The following is a 16206-nucleotide window of genomic DNA, read 5'->3' on the forward strand; positions in this document are numbered from 1 at the left end:
AAACAGTTTTCCGCGCCACGGCCGATGCCGTGACGCGGAAAAACGCGAAGAGGTCGTGGCTTCAGGCCGCCCGCACGCCGGCAACGAAGGCGCTGACCTCGTTCTCCAGCGATTGCAGCTTCTGGGTCAGACGCCCGCTCGATTGAAGCACGAGGCCGGCAGCCTGGCCGGTCTCGGCCGTCGCATCGCTGACGCCGGAGATGTTTTGCGAGACCTGGTCGGTGCCGGAGGCAGCCTCCTGCACGCTGTGGGCGATCGCGGCGGTCGCCGCGCCCTGCTCTTCGACTGCGGCTGCGATCGACGAGGAGATCTCGTTGACCTCCATGATGGTGGCGCGGATGCTCTCGATGTTGCCGACCACCTGATTGGTCTCGGCCTGGATCGCGGTGATCTGCGCGCCGATCTCGTCGGTCGCCTTCGCGGTCTGGCTCGCGAGCGATTTCACCTCGCTCGCGACCACCGCAAAGCCCCTGCCGGCTTCGCCGGCGCGGGCCGCCTCGATGGTGGCGTTGAGCGCGAGCAGATTGGTCTGCGATGCGATCTGGTTGATGAGGTCGATGACCTCACCGATCTTGTGGGCGGCGGCAGCGAGCCCCTGCACGGTATCGTTGGTGCGCTGACCATCGGCGGCGGCCTTGTCGGCGACTGACGCGGCCTGCGCGACCCGCTGGCTGATCTCGGTGATCGAGGACGACAATTGCCCGGCGGCGGAAGCCACCGTCTGCACGTTGGTCGAGGCCTGCTGGCAGGCGGTGGCGACGAAGCTCGCGCGATCGGTCGCCTTGTTCGCGGTCTCCGACATGCCCTGGGCTGCCTGCTGCATCGCGCGCGCCTCGCTGAAGACGTCGCGGACCACGGCCTGAACGCTCGCCTCGAACTTGCCGGCGAGATCGGTCATCGTCTTGCGCTTCTCGTCGTCGGCCCTCTGCTTGGCCTCGTGCTGCTCGGCATGCATCCGGCCCACCGCCGACGCGTTGTCCTTGAACACGGCGAGCGCCTTGGCGAGCCCGCCGACTTCGTCGCGACGGTTCGTGTAAGGCACGTCGAACGCGCTGTCGCCGGCGGCAAGACGCTCGGTCAGCGCGGTGACCTTCGCCAGCGGCCTCGTCACGCTGCGGCCGATCACGAAGGAGGCGCCGAGCACGAGCGCGAACACGGCCAGGCACACCAGCGGAAACGTCATCGCATTCTGACGGAACACGGCGTCGACGTCGTCGAGATAGATGCCGGTGCCGACGATCCAGCCCCAGGGCGCAAAGCCCTTCACATAGGAGATCTTGGCAACAGGTTGCTCGAAGCCGGGCTTCGGCCAGAGGTAGCTGTAGAAGCCGGCGCCCTGCTTCTTGACGACATCGACGAAGCCCGAGAACAGCCGGTTGCCGGTCGGGTCCTTCATGTCGGAGAGATCCTTGCCGTCAAGCTCGGGCTTGATCGGATGCATGATCATCTTCGCGTTCATGTCGTTGAGCCAGAAATACTCGACCTTGTCGTAGCGAAGGCTCTTGATCTCGGCGATCGCGGCGGCCTGGGCCTGTTCGCGCGTGGCTTTTCCCTCGCTTTCGAGCTTCTGTTGGTGCGTCAGAATGCCGTAGACGACGTCGACCATCTGCTGCGTCTTGGCCTGGCGATCCGCGATCATCTGCGTGCGCAAGGTCGAGAGCGCGATCGGTGCCAGCGCGATCATGCCGAGGAGGCTGATGCCGACAATGAGAACCAGCTTGAAACTGATGCGGGAGAAAATCATCGGTGCTCGCAAAAATTGGCAGGGCTGATATGCCATATTATCCCGATCGCCTTAGCAAAGCGTTAAGCATTCGGGTTCCGCCAGGCCCCGCGAAATGATTTGGGAGCGATTTGCGGGCCGTCAACGCGGTCGCTTTCTGCTGGCACCTATCGCCCGCCCTTGCCGAGCACGAGGTCGATCGTGTGGGCGGCGATCTTGCGCAACTGGGGCTCGTCATCGAAGGCGCGTTCGAGCACGGCGAGGCCACGTGTCACCGTGATGATGTGCAGCGCCGCGGCTGCCGGATTGCCGCTGAACTCGCCGCGCTCGGTGCCCGCCGCCAGCGCGTCGCGGACCAGCGCGGTGATGCGCGATACGAGATTCGCAAAAGCCCTCCGTGCATCTTCGTCGAGTCCCCCGCCTTCAGTCGCGCCGAGCTCCATCAGGCCTCGCGTCGTCGGACATCCGCGCGGCGGCGAGCCGGAGCGAAAATTCGTGATGGTCAGGTCGAAGAACGCGGTGAGACGCTTTCGTAACGAGCCTGCGCCGAGCGCCCTTCGCAGCGCGACAAGATAATCGCCAGCGTAGCGCTCATAGGCTTGGAGGAACAGCGCCTCCTTGCTGCCGAAGGCATTGTAAAGGCTGCCGCGTTGGACGCCGGCATCGCGTGCGATGTCCGAGAGCGAGGTGCCGCGCACGCCGTTGCGCCAGAACTGATCGAACGCAATGCGCAGGACGTCGTCGTGATCGAATTCGCGCGGCCTCAAATCATGCTCCTCTGCCTCGTTCGCAATATTTGACACGGCGTCAAGAATATGTTTTCTAGACATCGTGTCAAAAAACTAGTTGGGATTGATAGCCCATTTCGTCAATGGACCGAACGGCCGGCGCTTGCGTGCGCCTTGGCCGATCGCCCGCATGCAAACGGACCAGATCATGCCTCTCCTTCACATCTCGATGCGCGCCGGAAGGCCGGATGCCTACCGGCAGGCGATCCTCGACGGTCTCTACCGGGCCATGCGCGAGGCACTGAACGTGCCCGAGGGTGACGAGTTCATGACCATCAGCGAGCTGTCGCCTGCGAACTTCCGCTGCGGCAACGCCTACGGCGTCAAGCGCAGCGACGACGCCGTGCTGATCCAGATCACCGTGTTCGCCTCGCGGACGCCCGAGCAAAAGAAGGCGCTGTATCGCCGGATCGCGGAACTGCTCGGCGACGATCCTGGCATCCGTCCCGAGGACGTGTTCGTCAACGTGCTGGACGCGCCGGCGGAGAACTGGTCCGTCGGCCACGGCCTCGCACAGTTTGCCTAAGCTTTTCGGGCGCGGATCTGCCGCCGCCCTCTTGAGAATTGCCGGCCGGAAGGGTCTGATCGGACGCGGAGCAAACCTCCGCCGAGCCAAACCCGGGACCTGAACGGCATGACCATGTCCGTCGAGCAATTGTGGACCCTGCCGGAAACCGCGCTGGTCGGCGCCTACGCAGAGGCGCGGCGCCGTTACGCCGAGAGGAAATTCGAGCGCGATACCCAGCGGGCGCGGCTCGAATGGATGCGCGCAAAGCTGTTCGTCAACACACAGGGCAACGTGACCGAACGCAAGATGGCCGTCGACGTCTCCGAGGAACTGGCGCGCAAAGGCCAGGAGGTGCGCGAGATGACGCGCGATCTCGACATGCTGAAGATCGAGGTCGACATGATCGACACGATGATCCGACTGCGCGGCGCGCACGGCGTCGCGCCGGTTCACGCGGAAGAGGCGGCCGAGAAGGCGGCCGAGCCGGAGGGGGAGTGACCATGGCGCCTTTCCGCGGAAGCTGCCTGTGCGGCGAGGTGGCGTTCGAGGTCGATGGTCCCTTCGAGCGTTTCCTCAACTGCCATTGCTCGCGCTGCCGCAAGGCAACCGGTACCGCGCATGCTTGCGAGGTGATCGTGAATGCGAGCGCGCTACGCTGGCTGCGCGGGGAAGCATCCGTCGCCCGTTTCGATCTGCCCAACGCGCGCAGTTTTGCCACAGCCTTCTGCAAAACCTGCGGCAGCCCGATGCCGCACCTCACACGCAGCGGACGCGAGGCGATCATCCACGCCGGCGCGTTTGACGAGCCGCTGGGCGCGACACCCGACCGGCACGTGCAGTGGTCGTCGCGTGCGGAATGGTATGTGCACGGCAACGGACTGACGGTCGAGGATTGAGGCGTCGGGAGAGTTGAGGTAGTGCGCCTGCGCCTGGCGCGAATCGTACTACCCGCCCACAACGCACGTCTCCATGATCCCCTCGAGCTCGGCCTTTGAGAGCACCCCGAGCTCGGCGATGAAGACGATGCGCGCACGCGGCACGCCTTCAGTCGGCGGTTCGCCCGGCGCGAGTGTCGCGCGGCCGCCGGCGAATTGAAACACCATCTGGCGTCCGGGCTGCTCGATCGTTTCGAACAAGCCCTTTGCGCGCGCCAGCTTCGGCGCCAGCTTGCCGATCGTCTGCTGCAAGCGCGGCAGCGAGAGCGGCCGGTCCGAGGTCCAGCTCAACGTCTCGAAGCGCTCTTCTGCCGGACGTTTTGGTCCCGGCTCGCGTGAAGCCGGCGCGCGATCGACATTCGCGGGGAAGAGCAGCGCGGACGGAATCTCGCCGTGTTGCGCATCGACCACCACGGCAGGAACGCGCTGCGCGCGGATGGCTTCCCGCATCCGCACCCCCGCGCCTTCGTCGGCCAGATCCAGCTTGCTCAACGCCACGATGTCGGCGACGCGCAGCTGCGACCGCTGGAGCGCATCATCGAGTGCAGAAGGCGACGTTGCGGCGTCCATTACGCAAAGCACGGTTTCCAGCGGGGCCTCGCGCAGAATCACGGGATCCATCAGATTGCGCACGATATCGGCGGGATCGGCGACACCGCTGGTTTCGATGACGATGTAGTCCGGCCTCGGATCACGCCGCAGCAGGCTCGAGAGCGTGCGCAGCAGGTCGCCTTCGAGCGAGCAGCAGATGCAGCCATTGGCGAGACTGACCACGCCGTCGCTCGCGCCCGCGATCAACTCCGCATCGATGTTGATCGCGCCGAAATCGTTGACGACGGCCGCAATGCGCCGCCCGTCGGCGTTGGCCAGCAGATGGTTGACGACCGTGGTCTTGCCCGCCCCCAGAAAGCCCGTCACCAGGAGAATAGGGACCGGCATGGATCAGCTCCCGACGACCGGACGGCGCACCGGACGGCCGGGCCGCGCCGCGACGTCCAGCGCGCCATCGGTAATCAGCATCTCGCCGCTGACCACGAGGTGCCGGACGCCTTCGGACGGACGGTTCATCGCGGTGAAGGTCGCGCAATCCGACAGCTTCTCGTAGTCGAACACCACGATATCGGCATCGGCATCCTTCGCAAGCCGGCCTTTGGCGTGCATCGCCGGCGTGCTTTGCGACAGGATGTCTGCGGGGATCAGCGCGCATTTGCGCACGCCTTCGAGCAGCGACACGGTCTTGCGCTCGCGCACCCATTCGCGGATAAACTTCGTGAAGCAACCGGCCGAGCGCGGATGCGAGGTGGCGTCATCCGGCAGCGGCCAGACATCGCCCTTGTAGGTGGTTCCATCCGACAGCGTCCACGGCATCGCGTCGGAGGCGATCGCACCGCCGGGATAGAGCACCGACATGTCGAGCAGGTCGCGATGATGCGAATTGTTCTCGGTGTCGAGAATGTGCCAGAGCACCAGCGAGGACGGCTCCTCGGCCTGCGCCTTGAGCAGCTCCTCGCGGTCGTGGAAGCGGTAGCCGTCGGTCACACGCTGCACGGAATCATAGCCGGTGCCGTTGCGTTCGACGAATTGGGGATCGCTGAAGAAGGCCGCCGCCAGCACGGTCGATCCGGTGCCGTAAGGATAGGCCTCGACCGTGATCGGCAGGCCCTGCGCCTGTGCCTTCTCGACCAGTACGCGGCAGCGTTCGATGTCGGTCTTGCTCGACGAATTGAAATGACAGATGTGCATGTGCGCACCGGTCGCGCCGGCATAGCCGATCAGGCGGATATAGGCCTCCGCCGCGCTCTCGGGATCGATGCGCGACATGTAGGCGACGTGGGTGAAGGTCGGCACGTTATGCTGCGCGGCGAGCTGGCACACCGCGGTCAACTCCTGCACGCCTGCGCCCGGCGCGTAGGCATTCAAGATGCCAATGCCGATGCCGCCTTCGTTCAGGCCGCGCGCGAGACGCTCGAGGATGCCGGCGACTTCCGCATCGCTCGCGACGTTGTCGATCCAGCGGCGGTCGCGCATGGCATTGCCGAACGCTTCCAGCGAGCTTTCCGCGTTCGAGCCCGTCATCGCGCCGATGCGCGCAAAGGCCCAGTTGGTGGCGGCGCCGTAGTTCAGCACGCGGCCTTTCCGCGCCTGGCGCTCATACCAGGAGGCGACCGGCAGCACGCCGGCTTCCAGATCGAGCGTCGTCGTGACGCCGTCGAACGCCTGCATGCGGTCGGCGGGGATCGACTGGCCGTGAGCGTGCAGGTCGATGAAGCCGGGCGCGACCACGAGCCCGGTCGCATCGATGACCCGCTCGGCGCCTCCGAGCGAGGAGCCGACGGCGGCGATCTTGCCGTCCACCACCGCCACATCGCCGACGGCATCCATTCCGCTCGCGGGATCCACCACCCGGCCGCCAGAGATCACCAAACCGCTCATATCGTCACACTCCTCCGCGCTGAGGCCGCATAGAGGCAGATTCCGGTAGCAACGACCACCTCCACTGAAGCCGATGCATTATGCTCGCACGGACTGGACCGGGCCGGGCACCTGGCTTTTGCGCCACTTTGCCGGGCTGACGCCCATGTGGCTTTTGAAGGCACGCTGGAACGCGGCTTCGGATTGATACCCGACAGTTTCCGCCACGGCGCCGGTCGACAACGACGATTTTCTCAGCTCGTTCGCTGCGAGCGCCATCCGGATGTCGGTCAGGAGATCGGCGGCTGAGTGCCCGAGCTTCTCCTGGAACTGCCGCACGAGCGTCGCCCGCGACATGCCGCACAGACGCGCCAGGTCGGGCAGCGACCATGCGCGCGCGGGCTCATTGAACAGGGCGGCCACGGCCGGCGCGAGGCGCGGATGACCGGCGAGGGCGAGCAGACCGCGCGGCGCGGCGTCCGTAAGGCTGGCGAGCCGCAGCACCAGCGCGAACATCGCGCTCGACAATGCGTTCAGCATGGCGCGGCCGCCGAGACGGTCGTCCGCGGACTCGCTGCGCATCAGCGTCACGAGGCCTGTGAGTTGCCCCGCCGTGTCCGTTTCGCCGGCATCGGTGCCGGCATGCACGACGAGGCGCGACGGCAAATAGCTGCGCAGCAAGCGGTCATGCGGGGGCGCGATGGCGAAGTGTCCGCATAACAGATCGAGCCGTTGCCCGGCGCCGGGATTTTCGCTGATCGTGAAATTAAGCGAGGCGCGGTTGCGCGCCGGCAGCGGCGCGGCTCCGCTGCCGTCGTGCATGACGTGTCGGGGATTGCCGGGGAGCAGCAGGATGTCGCCGGATTTCAGCTGCAGCGGCCGGCCGCCTGCCGGATCGTCCAGCGTCGCCGAGCCGGCCAGCACGGCGTGATACGGGATTTCGTTCGGCTCGCCCGGTCCCTGGTCGATGCGCCATGGCGCGCCGTAGGCGCAGCGCAGGTCGAGCCGCCCGCGCACGGGCATCATCTCGAGCAGCCGGCTCAGCCAATCCATCGCGATCTCCTGAACGATCCAATTTGAGACCATTGAGCATCTATTCGAGATTTATGGACATTCAAAGTATCAAACGAGACCCTATTGTCACCCCTGCAAACGTTCACCGACGCCAACAAGGAGTGCCAACAATGTCCCGTCTTTCCGTTCCCAGTCTCGACACCGCAACCGGCGCAACCGCTGAAGTCTATGGCCAGATCAACAAGGCGATCGGCAGCGTGCCGAACACCTTTGCCGCGATCGGCGCCCATGGGCCGGATGCGCTCAAGTCCATCCTGCTCGCCGACAGCGTGCTCGCTTCGGGTTCGCTTTCGAAGCGCGACCAGGAGACCATCAAGCTCGTCATCTCCGGCGTCGCCGGTTGCGACTACTGCGTCGCCGCACACAGCCTGCTCGGCAAGCTCGCGGGCCTGAAGCCCGAAGAGTTGAAGAATATCCGCGAGCGCCGGGCGACCGGCGATGACAAGCGCGATGCGCTGATCCGCTTCGTCCGCAAGCTCGCGCAATCCAGTGGCACGGTCAGCGACGAGGATTTCGCCGCCATCAAGGCTGCCGGCTACACCGACAAGCAGCTGGTCGAGATCAGCCTGGCATTTGCGACCACCGTCTTCACCAACGTGTTCAACCGCATCAACGACACCGAGATCGACTTCCCCGCGGTCGCATGAAGCGACCGCGCCAAGTCCGATCATCAATGAAAGGGATCACGACCATGACCACGATGACCACCGCCGCGCAAAGTCCGCTCGTCCGCGCGCTGCAAAACTCCGGCCTGCTTACGGAAGATCTCGACTACCACCTTGTCCGAGCCTCGATGGTGATCATGTTTCTCTTCTTCGGCTACCAGAAGTGGTTTCCGTATGAGTTCGAAAGACTGGTCCCGTTCATCAGCAACGGCCCGCTGATCTGGTGGCTCTATCCCGTCTTCGGCCACGCCGGCGCCAGCTATTTCCTCGGCACCTCGGAGTGGACGTTCGGGATCCTGCTGCTCACCGGCTTCTGGGACAAGCGGCTCGGCATCCTCGGCGCCCTCGGCTCGACCGGCACCTTCATCGCGACGGTCACGATCATTCCGTTCATGCCCGACGGCTGGGACGTCGCTGCGGGAGGATTCCCCGCGATGACAGGCAACGTCCCCTTTCTGATGAAGGACGTCGTTCTACTGGCGGTGTCGTTCTATCTGCTGAGGCAGGATGTGGTGCGGCTGATCCGGCGATAGGGTTTGGGAACAACATATCATTGTGGGTCCGTACGCTTGGCGGACCTGCGCCAAGCGCTCCGCTCGCAATTAGTATCTCATGGAGATACGATAGCCTTGACACACGTATCCCGACAGGATACGTATAGCGATGATCAGGAGCTTCAAGGGGAAGTTCGCCGGGCCGATCCTTCAGGATCGCAAGATCCCGAAGGGTTTTCCGGCGGACCTCGCAAAGGTCGCACGCCGGAAGCTCATCATGCTGGACGCCGCCAGCTTTCTCAATGCCCTGAGATCGCCTCCCGGCAACCACTTCGAAGCTCTCAAGGGCGACTTGGCGGGCAAGCACTCGATCCGAATCAACGATCAATCGCGGATCGTGTTCAGATGGACCGACCGAGGCCCCAAAGACGTCGAGATCGTGGACTATCACTAGTCGGGCCGGTTGGCTGCGGCCAGTCAAAAGGAGTTCGCAGATGGCAAGAAAACTTCCGCCGATTCATCCCGGCGAAATCCTGCGTGAAGAATTTCTCGTACCGCTCAAGCTGACGCCCTACGCGGTCGCAGCCGCTCTAAACGTGCCGCGCACCCGGATCGAGCGCATTGCGCGCGAAGAAAAGCCCGTCACGGCCGACACCGCACTGCGGCTCGGCAAGTTCTTCAAGACGGGAGCGGCGTTCTGGATGAACATTCAGACGCGTTTCGACCTCGAAACGGCGGAAGACGTGCTCGCACCGCAGATCAAGAAGATCGTGGCTTTTGCGGCGGTTTGAAAACGACGTGTGAAATCCGTTGGCGCTCTCGGGGCGAATTCGGAGATTCACCGCTGCACGAATCGGTGGAGAGCGCCTACCATGTCGAGCAACAGTCCTACTCGGGAGAACCGCAGGGCCCCGCTCCGCACCGAACGGCAACTGACCTTGCCCTGGGATGGTGAGAATCGCCCGACACGCGACGATCTTCTCGCCCGGTATCTCCAGCTGCGGGAACTCTCAAAATACCTTAATGACAAGGTGCTCAAGTCCATATCTCCTGACACACTGCTCGATCGCGCACGTCGCCTCGGATTGGTGCAAGGAAAGACGTTGATTCTCGACGACCCGGACGAGGCCTATTACATCTACGACTTGGCCATCTACACCGCCCCGGCCGATCGTTCCCGCGCGATCGACCGTTATGCGAAATCGGCCAGGTTCGAAGCGCAGTCCGACGAGCGGCGAATGCTGGAAGCGATGCGCTCGTCGCAATTTGCGATACTCATGGTCGAGCGCCGTCACGACATTATAGGCCTGATCGCCACCGATATCCTTCGGAACTCCAAGGTGTGGTTGATCGACGTCGGGCTCGAGCATTCGATGGAAGAGGGAGAATTATTCGCGACCCGGCTGCTCACTCCGGAGACGTTCTCGATGACCGCCGGCGTCAACGTTCCTTTCGAGATCGAAATGCTCAAGCCCATCTGCATGATGCTGCCGCGGCGCGTGGCCGACAGCAAGCTCAGCCAGGTCGCCGAGGACAGGCGTTTCGCGGAAGCCGTTTACAAGGTCGGACTGGCCGACGGCGTCATGGATCGTCTCGCCTATATCGAGCCCGGCTAGGCTCGCTCATCGGGTCCGGATGAGCGGTGGCGGAACTGAAATCGCTCAATGGTCCTCAGCCGAGGAATTCGCTAGATTGAGGCCTTCCGCAGTACGCGGTTGGCTGGGGCGAGGATGAGTGAAGGCATGCTCCATGGTCGATCCTTATAAAGGCGTCGGACGAAACGACCCTTGCCCCTGCGGCAGCGGCAAGAAGTTCAAGAAGTGCTGCCTCAACTCACAAAGTGCGAGCGAGCCATCATCCGGACTGCGTCAAGTTGATCCGCAGGCGCGTGAGGTCGCCCGATCAGAGCTTTGGTAGGAAGCAGCGATCGGAGGATACGATCCGTTCGCGGAGCCAATCCCCGATCAATGGCTTGCACTGAACGAACAAGAACGGATCGACGCTGTGCTGGGCTATCATCGACGTGCCGGGATCCGCCATCCGCGGGAGAAATTGCACGCGGTCATTCACGCCATCGTAGAGAACCAGATTGCAGATGCCGAGCTGCCGGTGCAACGCGCGGCGCAGCGACTGATGTCCGAAGGGCTCGATCGCCACGAAGCCGTGCATGCGATCGGCTCGGTGCTTATTGGATATCTCAACGATCTGATGCGCGAAATCAATTTGGACGGCGACGATGCCAAGCCCGACCACGATCCGAATGATGAGTATTTCGCTGAGCTGGAAGCTTTGACTGCGGAAGGATGGCGTCGGTCGGCCTGATCGGCTACGCGATCAACCGCTGCACCAGCGCCGACTCACTCGAGTACGTCAACAGCGCCTCGTGAGTCGCCCGGGTAACCCCAACGTAGGTCAGGCGAACACATTCCTCGACCGTCTCGCCGTGGCGGCCGAGAAAGCCCAAGCCTGCAATTGCGACGCACGGAAACTCGAGCCCTTTGGCACTGTGCATGCTCAAAAACCGTACGGCCACTTGCTTGGTCGAAACCCTGTTCCGATTGTCTTTGGCCACATCGATCGGCGCATCATGCCTGGCGAGTATCTGTGCGACTCGCCCCCCGATCCAATGCTCCGGGTAAAGGCACGCCATTTGCGACCACTCGTATCCAGCCTTTTTCCGGTCGAGAAACCACTCGGCGACACAGTGAGCTTCTGCATCGATGCTCACGCACCGCCGCACGTCTGGCTCCAGCCCCTGTCGACCGGCATCTTCGGGCAACAGGATAGCGTGTTCGTCGCCGGCCGTCGTGCCCGGAGCGCCAATAACGTCCGAAGCGAAGCGTCTTGCGAAGGCAACGATTTGGGCCGTGTTGCGGTAATTGACTTTCAGTACGGTCGTTCTGCCCGTCGCTTCAATTCCGAGTTGCTTCCACACCGGGCGCTCTCGTCCCTTGTAGATGGCCTGGATATCGTCATAGACGACCATCAACGCCTTCGTGCGCGGGTTCACCATCCTGGCCGCGAGCGCGAGCCATTGCGGCTCGAAATCGTGTGCCTCGTCGATCAGAACGGCGTCATACTGTTCCGCTGGGATATGCCCCTGATCTACAGCCTTCATGACCTCCGAAACGCTCGCAGCCAGTCGTATGGCATAGTCCGGATATTCCCGCTCGGATGGCACGGCAATCCCGTAAGTCCGCAGCATCCGGTAACACCAAGCATGAAAGGTAAGGACCTGAACACGATCCTCCACGCCGCGATTCTGCATGGCATCCTCGAGTCGCCCGGCGATGCCGTTGGCGTAGCACAGGATCAGCACCGGCTTTGTCGCCGCACGCGCCAGATATTCGGCGCGAAAGGCAAGGATCAGCGTCTTGCCCGATCCGGCGACGCCGCGAATGATTCGGTGCCCCTCTCCCAAGCTGCGCGCGATCTGCTCCTGATGCATGTCCATGACCGCAAGCGTCCGGTCGGATGGATCGGGCGCCACCGGTTCGTCCAGAGGCAGGGCAATCTGGCGTATGCGGATTTCAGGAAAGAGCAGCGCACGCAACCGGTCGAACTGCGGCATGGACAGCGGCTCTCCGAGACGCGGATGAACCATGCGCCACAATCTGGACCGGAATTCTTCGGGGTCGGCCCCTTCCGTCATTTCGTCCTTGAACATGCATAGATGCTCGGCGAACACCTCCTTGAGATGGGTCTGATCGAACTGCTTGCGCGTGATGTTCGTGAATACGGCCCCGAAGCCGAACGGAAGAATCGGTCGGCCCATCAAGCGGTGGCCGGCCGGAAACAGCAATTGCCCATCCCGCTCCAGCGTGCGCACGACGTCGAACGTATACTTGCGAGCCTGCTCCAGGGGACTGATCTCGCGCACGATGCCACGGCTCGTCAACAACTCGACCTTTGCTTTGTCGGCCGACACGATCGACTCCAGGCGCCAGTCCTTCACCTCAAGCACGAGCAGGCCGTTCGCTGGATGAACGATGATGAAGTCCGGATGCCGGCTTTGAGGGCCTACCGGGAGGTTGTGCCAGACGACAGCGTTCTCTTCGAGGAAGTCCTTGAGGCGCTCCGCGAGTCGCAGCTCGCCGCGGGTGTCGAAGCGAGCAAAACCCAGGCTTGGGATCAGGATTGCCATGTCACGGCCGCGAGGTTGAACTCTGCCAAGACATCAGCTGCTGCGGCGCTCGGTTCATCGCGAGCGGGCGCGGACTTTCCGACCGGCGCTTCAGGCGGCCTGTTGCGAAACGCGTTGCCGGACGAACGCCGATGCATGTCGTTCGAAGTCGCCATTGCTGACCACCTTGCGGGCTACGAGTGTGTAGCAGGGCGGCCTCTCCAAGCTCACATGGTTGCTTAGAGTGTCCAACTTTTCAATGGCTTAAGATTTTCGGGCTTAAGATTTGCGTGGCGCTCCCTAGGGGAATCGAACCCCTGTTTCAGCCTTGAGAGGGCCGCGTCCTAACCGCTAGACGAAGGGAGCGTGAGGGCTAGCCAATAACCTCGAAATTTGTCCGCCGCAAGGACTGAACCTGCCTTTTACGGCTCATTGCCAAATTTCAGCTTTCCGGCCGGTTTCAGCGTATGGGCGTCGAAGGTGCGGATCTCGGTGACCCCGCCGATATCCAGCGTCACCACGAGGCGGTCGCCGGCCACGCCGGTGGAGACGATTTTGGCGCCCTTCGGCAGGGTGGCGGTGACGTCGCCCACGGGTTCGGCCGCCCTTCCCTCCGACTTGAAAAGGCGGTAGCCCACCGCGATCAGCATGGCGCAGATGGCCAGCGCCGTGGTCAACCCCGCGATCAGCATCATCCGCCGCACCCGCGCAAACAGCGCGGCCTGCTCGGGGCTCGGATCGGGAACAGCGGTATCAGAAATCGTCATGGAAAGCTCAGGTTCAGCGCAAAGGTTGGAGGTCGTGGTCGAAGGCGACGAGGGCTCGACCCGGCTCGACCGCGTGCTGGCGGCGCGCCTTCCCGAGCTGTCGCGATCAAGGCTGAAAGCCCTGATTCTGGCGGGCGCGGTGAGCCACAGGGGCGCCCCGGTCCGCGACCCCGCTTATCACGTCGCCTCCGGCGATACGATCATAATCGACGTGCCGGAGGCGGCCCCGCCGGAGCCGAAAGGCGAGGATATCGCCCTCGATATCGTGTTCGAGGACGACGACATCATCGTCATCAACAAACCGAAGGGGCTGGTGGTGCACCCCGCGGCCGGCCACGAGACCGGCACGCTGGTGAACGCGCTGATCGCCCATTGCGGCACCTCGCTGTCGGGGATCGGCGGGGTGCGCCGGCCCGGCATCGTGCACCGGCTGGACAAGGACACCACCGGGCTGATGGTGGTCGCCAAGAACGACCTCGCGCACGCCTCGCTGACCGCGCAATTCGCCGACCACGGCCGCACTGGATCAATGCGGCGCGGCTATATGGCCTTTGCCTGGGGGCTGCCGGGCCGCCATCGCGGCACGGTGGATGCGCCGATCGATCGCCACCCGCATGCGCGGGAGAAGATGGCGGTGCGCCAGGGCGGCCGCGAAGCGGTGACGCATTGGGAGCTTTTGGAGAGTTTTGCCGGGCGCGACGGCAAACCGATCGCGGGGCTGCTGGCCTGCGAGCTCGAGACCGGCCGCACCCACCAGATCCGCGTCCACCTCGCCCATATCGGCCACCCGCTGATGGGCGACGCGGTCTATGGCCCGCATTTCAAGACCAAGGCGAACCAGCTGGGCCCGGAATCGCAGGCCGCCCTGACCGTCCTCGGCCGGCAGGCTTTGCATGCCTACCTTCTGGTATTGGAGCACCCGAGGACTGGAGAATTACTCCACTGGGAGGCGAGCCTGCCGGAGGATTTGCTTCTCCTTGAAGGCGCTCTGAAAGCGGCGCTATGACGCAGGGGCTTTGAGAAAACCCTTACCTTACAAAAAGTTATAGCTGCCACACGGGGACGTGACGTCAGCAATCCTTCCCTTTTTGCCCCTCCATGGCGTATATTGCGCCTGCGTTGGAAATGACCAACGCGGAACATCGCAGCTACGATCGGCTTTAACCAAGCGGTCGTCTGCCTGGCCCGCCGCTATCGGGGGCCTGAACCTTTGGAGGGGCTAACAATGGCCCGTACCGCTGCACTGCCGGTCCTTAATGGAGAATCCGGCCTTTCCCGCTACCTCGGCGAAATCCGCAAGTTCCCGATGCTGGAACCCCAGCAGGAATACATGCTCGCCAAGCGTTGGCGCGAACACGATGATCGCGACGCTGCACACCAACTCGTCACCAGCCATCTCCGGCTCGTGGCCAAGATCGCCATGGGCTATCGCGGCTACGGCTTGCCGATCTCCGAGGTCGTCTCGGAAGGCAATGTCGGCCTGATGCAGGCGGTGAAGCGTTTCGAGCCCGAGAAGGGCTTCCGTCTCGCCACCTACGCGATGTGGTGGATCAAGGCGTCGATTCAAGAGTACATCCTGCGTTCCTGGTCGCTCGTGAAGATGGGCACCACTGCGAATCAGAAGAAGCTGTTCTTCAACCTGCGCAAGGCGAAGAGCAAGATCAACGCGCTGGACGAAGGCGATCTCCGCCCCGACCAGGTGAAGATCATTGCCAAGCGCCTCGGCGTCACCGATCAGGACGTGATCGACATGAACCGCCGCCTCGGTGGCGACGCGTCGCTCAACGCACCGATCCGCGACGACGGCGAAGCCGGCGAATGGCAGGACTGGCTGGTCGACAATACGCCCAACCAGGAAGCCTTGATGGCGGAGCACGAGGAGTATGATCACCGCCGTGACGCGCTGAACGGCGCCATGGGCGTGCTCAATGCTCGCGAACGCCGCATCTTCGAGGCCCGCCGCCTTGCGGACGACCCGATGACGCTGGAAGACCTTGCCGCCGAGTTCGGCGTGTCGCGCGAGCGCGTCCGCCAGATCGAGGTCCGCGCCTTCGAGAAGGTGCAGTCCGCGGTCAAGGGCACGATTGCAAAGGCCGAACAGGCCGCGCTGGAAGCCGCGCTCTGAGCGCAAGCTTTTCCGCGCCAGGAATTGGCGGATCGACAAGGAAGCCGGCGGCAACGCCGGCTTTTTTGTTTGTGTGTGAGCTGCAGCATTTTGGCGGAAACACCGGCGGGGCACATTGAACGCACCTGACGGGTCGACCGACCCAAGACTATCGGGCCACATCCAGAGAACGGACACGCACCCGTGTCGATCATCCTGCAATCCACCGTCGGCGGCTTTTCCGCCCAGTTCATGCGCAAGCTGCCGCTGGTCGAGCAGACCATGCGCGACCACGGCCTCGACCCATCGGAGTTCGTGATCTCCAAGGACTATGCCTCGACTGCCACGATCCCGATCATGGGGCCGTTCTTCTTTAATTACAGCGTGTATTTCGGCGAGGAAAAATTCACCGTCACCGAGCCGAACGACATGGTCTTTCTGGATTACTTCTTCAAACGCGTGCTGGCCGCGGACGGGCCGCCGGAATTGCCGGAGCAGCCGGGATTGATCCGGCGCTTGTTCGGCTGGATGGCGCAGCCGGTGTAGGGTCACGGCGCCTCTTCTTCACCTCGCCGCGCTTGCGGGGAGAGGTCGAATCTGCGCAAAGCGCAAA

The 16206-nt window shown here is 63.4% G+C and carries 20 protein-coding genes and 1 tRNA gene; 13 read left to right on the top strand and 8 right to left on the bottom strand.

The window, feature by feature from the left end:
* Positions 1-61: 61 nt before the first annotated feature.
* Positions 62-1744 carry a methyl-accepting chemotaxis protein gene (locus JJE66_RS04305; protein WP_200512858.1) on the bottom strand — a complete coding sequence of 561 codons (1683 nt, stop codon included), beginning with the start codon at positions 1742-1744 and terminating at the stop codon, positions 62-64.
* 146 nt (positions 1745-1890) lie between these two features.
* Positions 1891-2490, bottom strand: a complete 600-nt coding sequence (locus JJE66_RS04310; protein WP_200512859.1) for a TetR/AcrR family transcriptional regulator — start codon at positions 2488-2490, stop codon at positions 1891-1893.
* A gap of 169 nt (positions 2491-2659) precedes the next feature.
* Here JJE66_RS04310 and JJE66_RS04315 point away from each other — a divergent pair, with 169 nt between their 5' ends.
* The 3 genes from JJE66_RS04315 (at position 2660) to JJE66_RS04325 (ending at position 3915) form a co-directional block, all read left to right on the top strand.
* The gene (locus JJE66_RS04315; protein WP_200512860.1) at positions 2660-3037 is read left to right on the top strand and encodes a tautomerase family protein; all 378 of its coding nucleotides are present in this window, start codon (positions 2660-2662) and stop codon (positions 3035-3037) included.
* A gap of 108 nt (positions 3038-3145) precedes the next feature.
* Positions 3146-3517, top strand: a complete 372-nt coding sequence (locus JJE66_RS04320) for a hypothetical protein (RefSeq protein WP_200512861.1) — start codon at positions 3146-3148, stop codon at positions 3515-3517.
* 2 nt (positions 3518-3519) lie between these two features.
* Positions 3520-3915 (top strand): GFA family protein, encoded by a 396-nt coding sequence (locus JJE66_RS04325; protein WP_200512862.1) that lies wholly within the window; start codon positions 3520-3522, stop codon positions 3913-3915.
* Between the two features lie 48 nt (positions 3916-3963).
* Here the strand turns inward: JJE66_RS04325 and JJE66_RS04330 are convergent, their stop codons facing one another.
* The 3 genes from JJE66_RS04330 to JJE66_RS04340 all read right to left on the bottom strand — a co-directional run bounded on the left by JJE66_RS04330 (position 3964) and on the right by JJE66_RS04340 (position 7419).
* Positions 3964-4893 carry a GTP-binding protein gene (locus JJE66_RS04330; protein WP_200512863.1) on the bottom strand — a complete coding sequence of 310 codons (930 nt, stop codon included), beginning with the start codon at positions 4891-4893 and terminating at the stop codon, positions 3964-3966.
* A 3-nt stretch (positions 4894-4896) separates the two neighbouring features.
* Entirely contained in the window at positions 4897-6387 is a 1491-nt protein-coding gene (locus tag JJE66_RS04335; protein WP_200512864.1) for an amidohydrolase family protein, read from the bottom strand.
* 78 nt (positions 6388-6465) lie between these two features.
* Positions 6466-7419, bottom strand: coding sequence for an AraC family transcriptional regulator (locus JJE66_RS04340; RefSeq protein ID WP_200512865.1), 954 nt, complete (start codon positions 7417-7419; stop codon positions 6466-6468).
* A 131-nt stretch (positions 7420-7550) separates the two neighbouring features.
* On the opposite strand from JJE66_RS04340, the gene JJE66_RS04345 reads away from it, so the two are divergent.
* From JJE66_RS04345 to JJE66_RS04375, 7 genes are all read left to right on the top strand, one after another.
* Entirely contained in the window at positions 7551-8087 is a 537-nt protein-coding gene (locus JJE66_RS04345; protein WP_200512866.1) for a carboxymuconolactone decarboxylase family protein, read from the top strand.
* 53 nt (positions 8088-8140) lie between these two features.
* The gene (locus tag JJE66_RS04350; protein ID WP_409362822.1) at positions 8141-8638 is read left to right on the top strand and encodes a YkgB family protein; all 498 of its coding nucleotides are present in this window, start codon (positions 8141-8143) and stop codon (positions 8636-8638) included.
* Between the two features lie 130 nt (positions 8639-8768).
* A complete protein-coding gene (locus tag JJE66_RS04355) occupies positions 8769-9053 on the top strand; it encodes a type II toxin-antitoxin system RelE/ParE family toxin (RefSeq protein WP_200512868.1) in 285 nt (94 codons plus the stop codon).
* Between the two features lie 40 nt (positions 9054-9093).
* A complete protein-coding gene (locus JJE66_RS04360) occupies positions 9094-9390 on the top strand; it encodes a HigA family addiction module antitoxin (RefSeq protein WP_200512869.1) in 297 nt (98 codons plus the stop codon).
* 312 nt (positions 9391-9702) lie between these two features.
* Complete coding sequence (locus tag JJE66_RS04365; RefSeq protein ID WP_200512870.1) at positions 9703-10215, top strand: hypothetical protein; 513 nt, start codon at positions 9703-9705, stop codon at positions 10213-10215.
* Between the two features lie 133 nt (positions 10216-10348).
* A complete protein-coding gene (locus tag JJE66_RS37865) occupies positions 10349-10516 on the top strand; it encodes an SEC-C metal-binding domain-containing protein (protein ID WP_409362792.1) in 168 nt (55 codons plus the stop codon).
* A gap of 87 nt (positions 10517-10603) precedes the next feature.
* Complete coding sequence (locus JJE66_RS04375; RefSeq protein ID WP_200512871.1) at positions 10604-10921, top strand: hypothetical protein; 318 nt, start codon at positions 10604-10606, stop codon at positions 10919-10921.
* 4 nt (positions 10922-10925) lie between these two features.
* Here JJE66_RS04375 and JJE66_RS04380 read toward each other — a convergent pair whose 3' ends face one another.
* The 3 genes from JJE66_RS04380 to JJE66_RS04390 all read right to left on the bottom strand — a co-directional run bounded on the left by JJE66_RS04380 (position 10926) and on the right by JJE66_RS04390 (position 13489).
* Positions 10926-12743 (bottom strand): DEAD/DEAH box helicase, encoded by a 1818-nt coding sequence (locus tag JJE66_RS04380; RefSeq protein WP_200512872.1) that lies wholly within the window; start codon positions 12741-12743, stop codon positions 10926-10928.
* Between the two features lie 270 nt (positions 12744-13013).
* A tRNA-Glu gene (locus tag JJE66_RS04385) sits at positions 13014-13088 on the bottom strand.
* Positions 13089-13144: 56 nt separating this feature from the next.
* Positions 13145-13489: a hypothetical protein gene (locus JJE66_RS04390; protein WP_200512873.1), complete on the bottom strand. Its 345-nt coding sequence runs from the start codon at positions 13487-13489 to the stop codon at positions 13145-13147.
* Between JJE66_RS04390 and JJE66_RS04395 the strand changes: the two genes are divergently transcribed.
* The 3 genes from JJE66_RS04395 to JJE66_RS04405 all read left to right on the top strand — a co-directional run bounded on the left by JJE66_RS04395 (position 13488) and on the right by JJE66_RS04405 (position 16139).
* The gene (locus JJE66_RS04395) at positions 13488-14495 is read left to right on the top strand and encodes an RluA family pseudouridine synthase (RefSeq protein WP_200512874.1); all 1008 of its coding nucleotides are present in this window, start codon (positions 13488-13490) and stop codon (positions 14493-14495) included. The genes JJE66_RS04390 and JJE66_RS04395 overlap by 2 nt on opposite strands.
* 219 nt (positions 14496-14714) lie before the next feature.
* Positions 14715-15614: an RNA polymerase sigma factor RpoH gene (gene rpoH, locus JJE66_RS04400; protein WP_200512875.1), complete on the top strand. Its 900-nt coding sequence runs from the start codon at positions 14715-14717 to the stop codon at positions 15612-15614.
* 183 nt (positions 15615-15797) lie between these two features.
* The gene (locus JJE66_RS04405) at positions 15798-16139 is read left to right on the top strand and encodes a hypothetical protein (protein ID WP_200512876.1); all 342 of its coding nucleotides are present in this window, start codon (positions 15798-15800) and stop codon (positions 16137-16139) included.
* Positions 16140-16206 lie beyond the last annotated feature (67 nt).

It is taken from the genome of Bradyrhizobium diazoefficiens, assembly GCF_016612535.1.
GTDB classification, from domain to species: Bacteria; Pseudomonadota; Alphaproteobacteria; order Rhizobiales; family Xanthobacteraceae; genus Bradyrhizobium; species Bradyrhizobium diazoefficiens_C.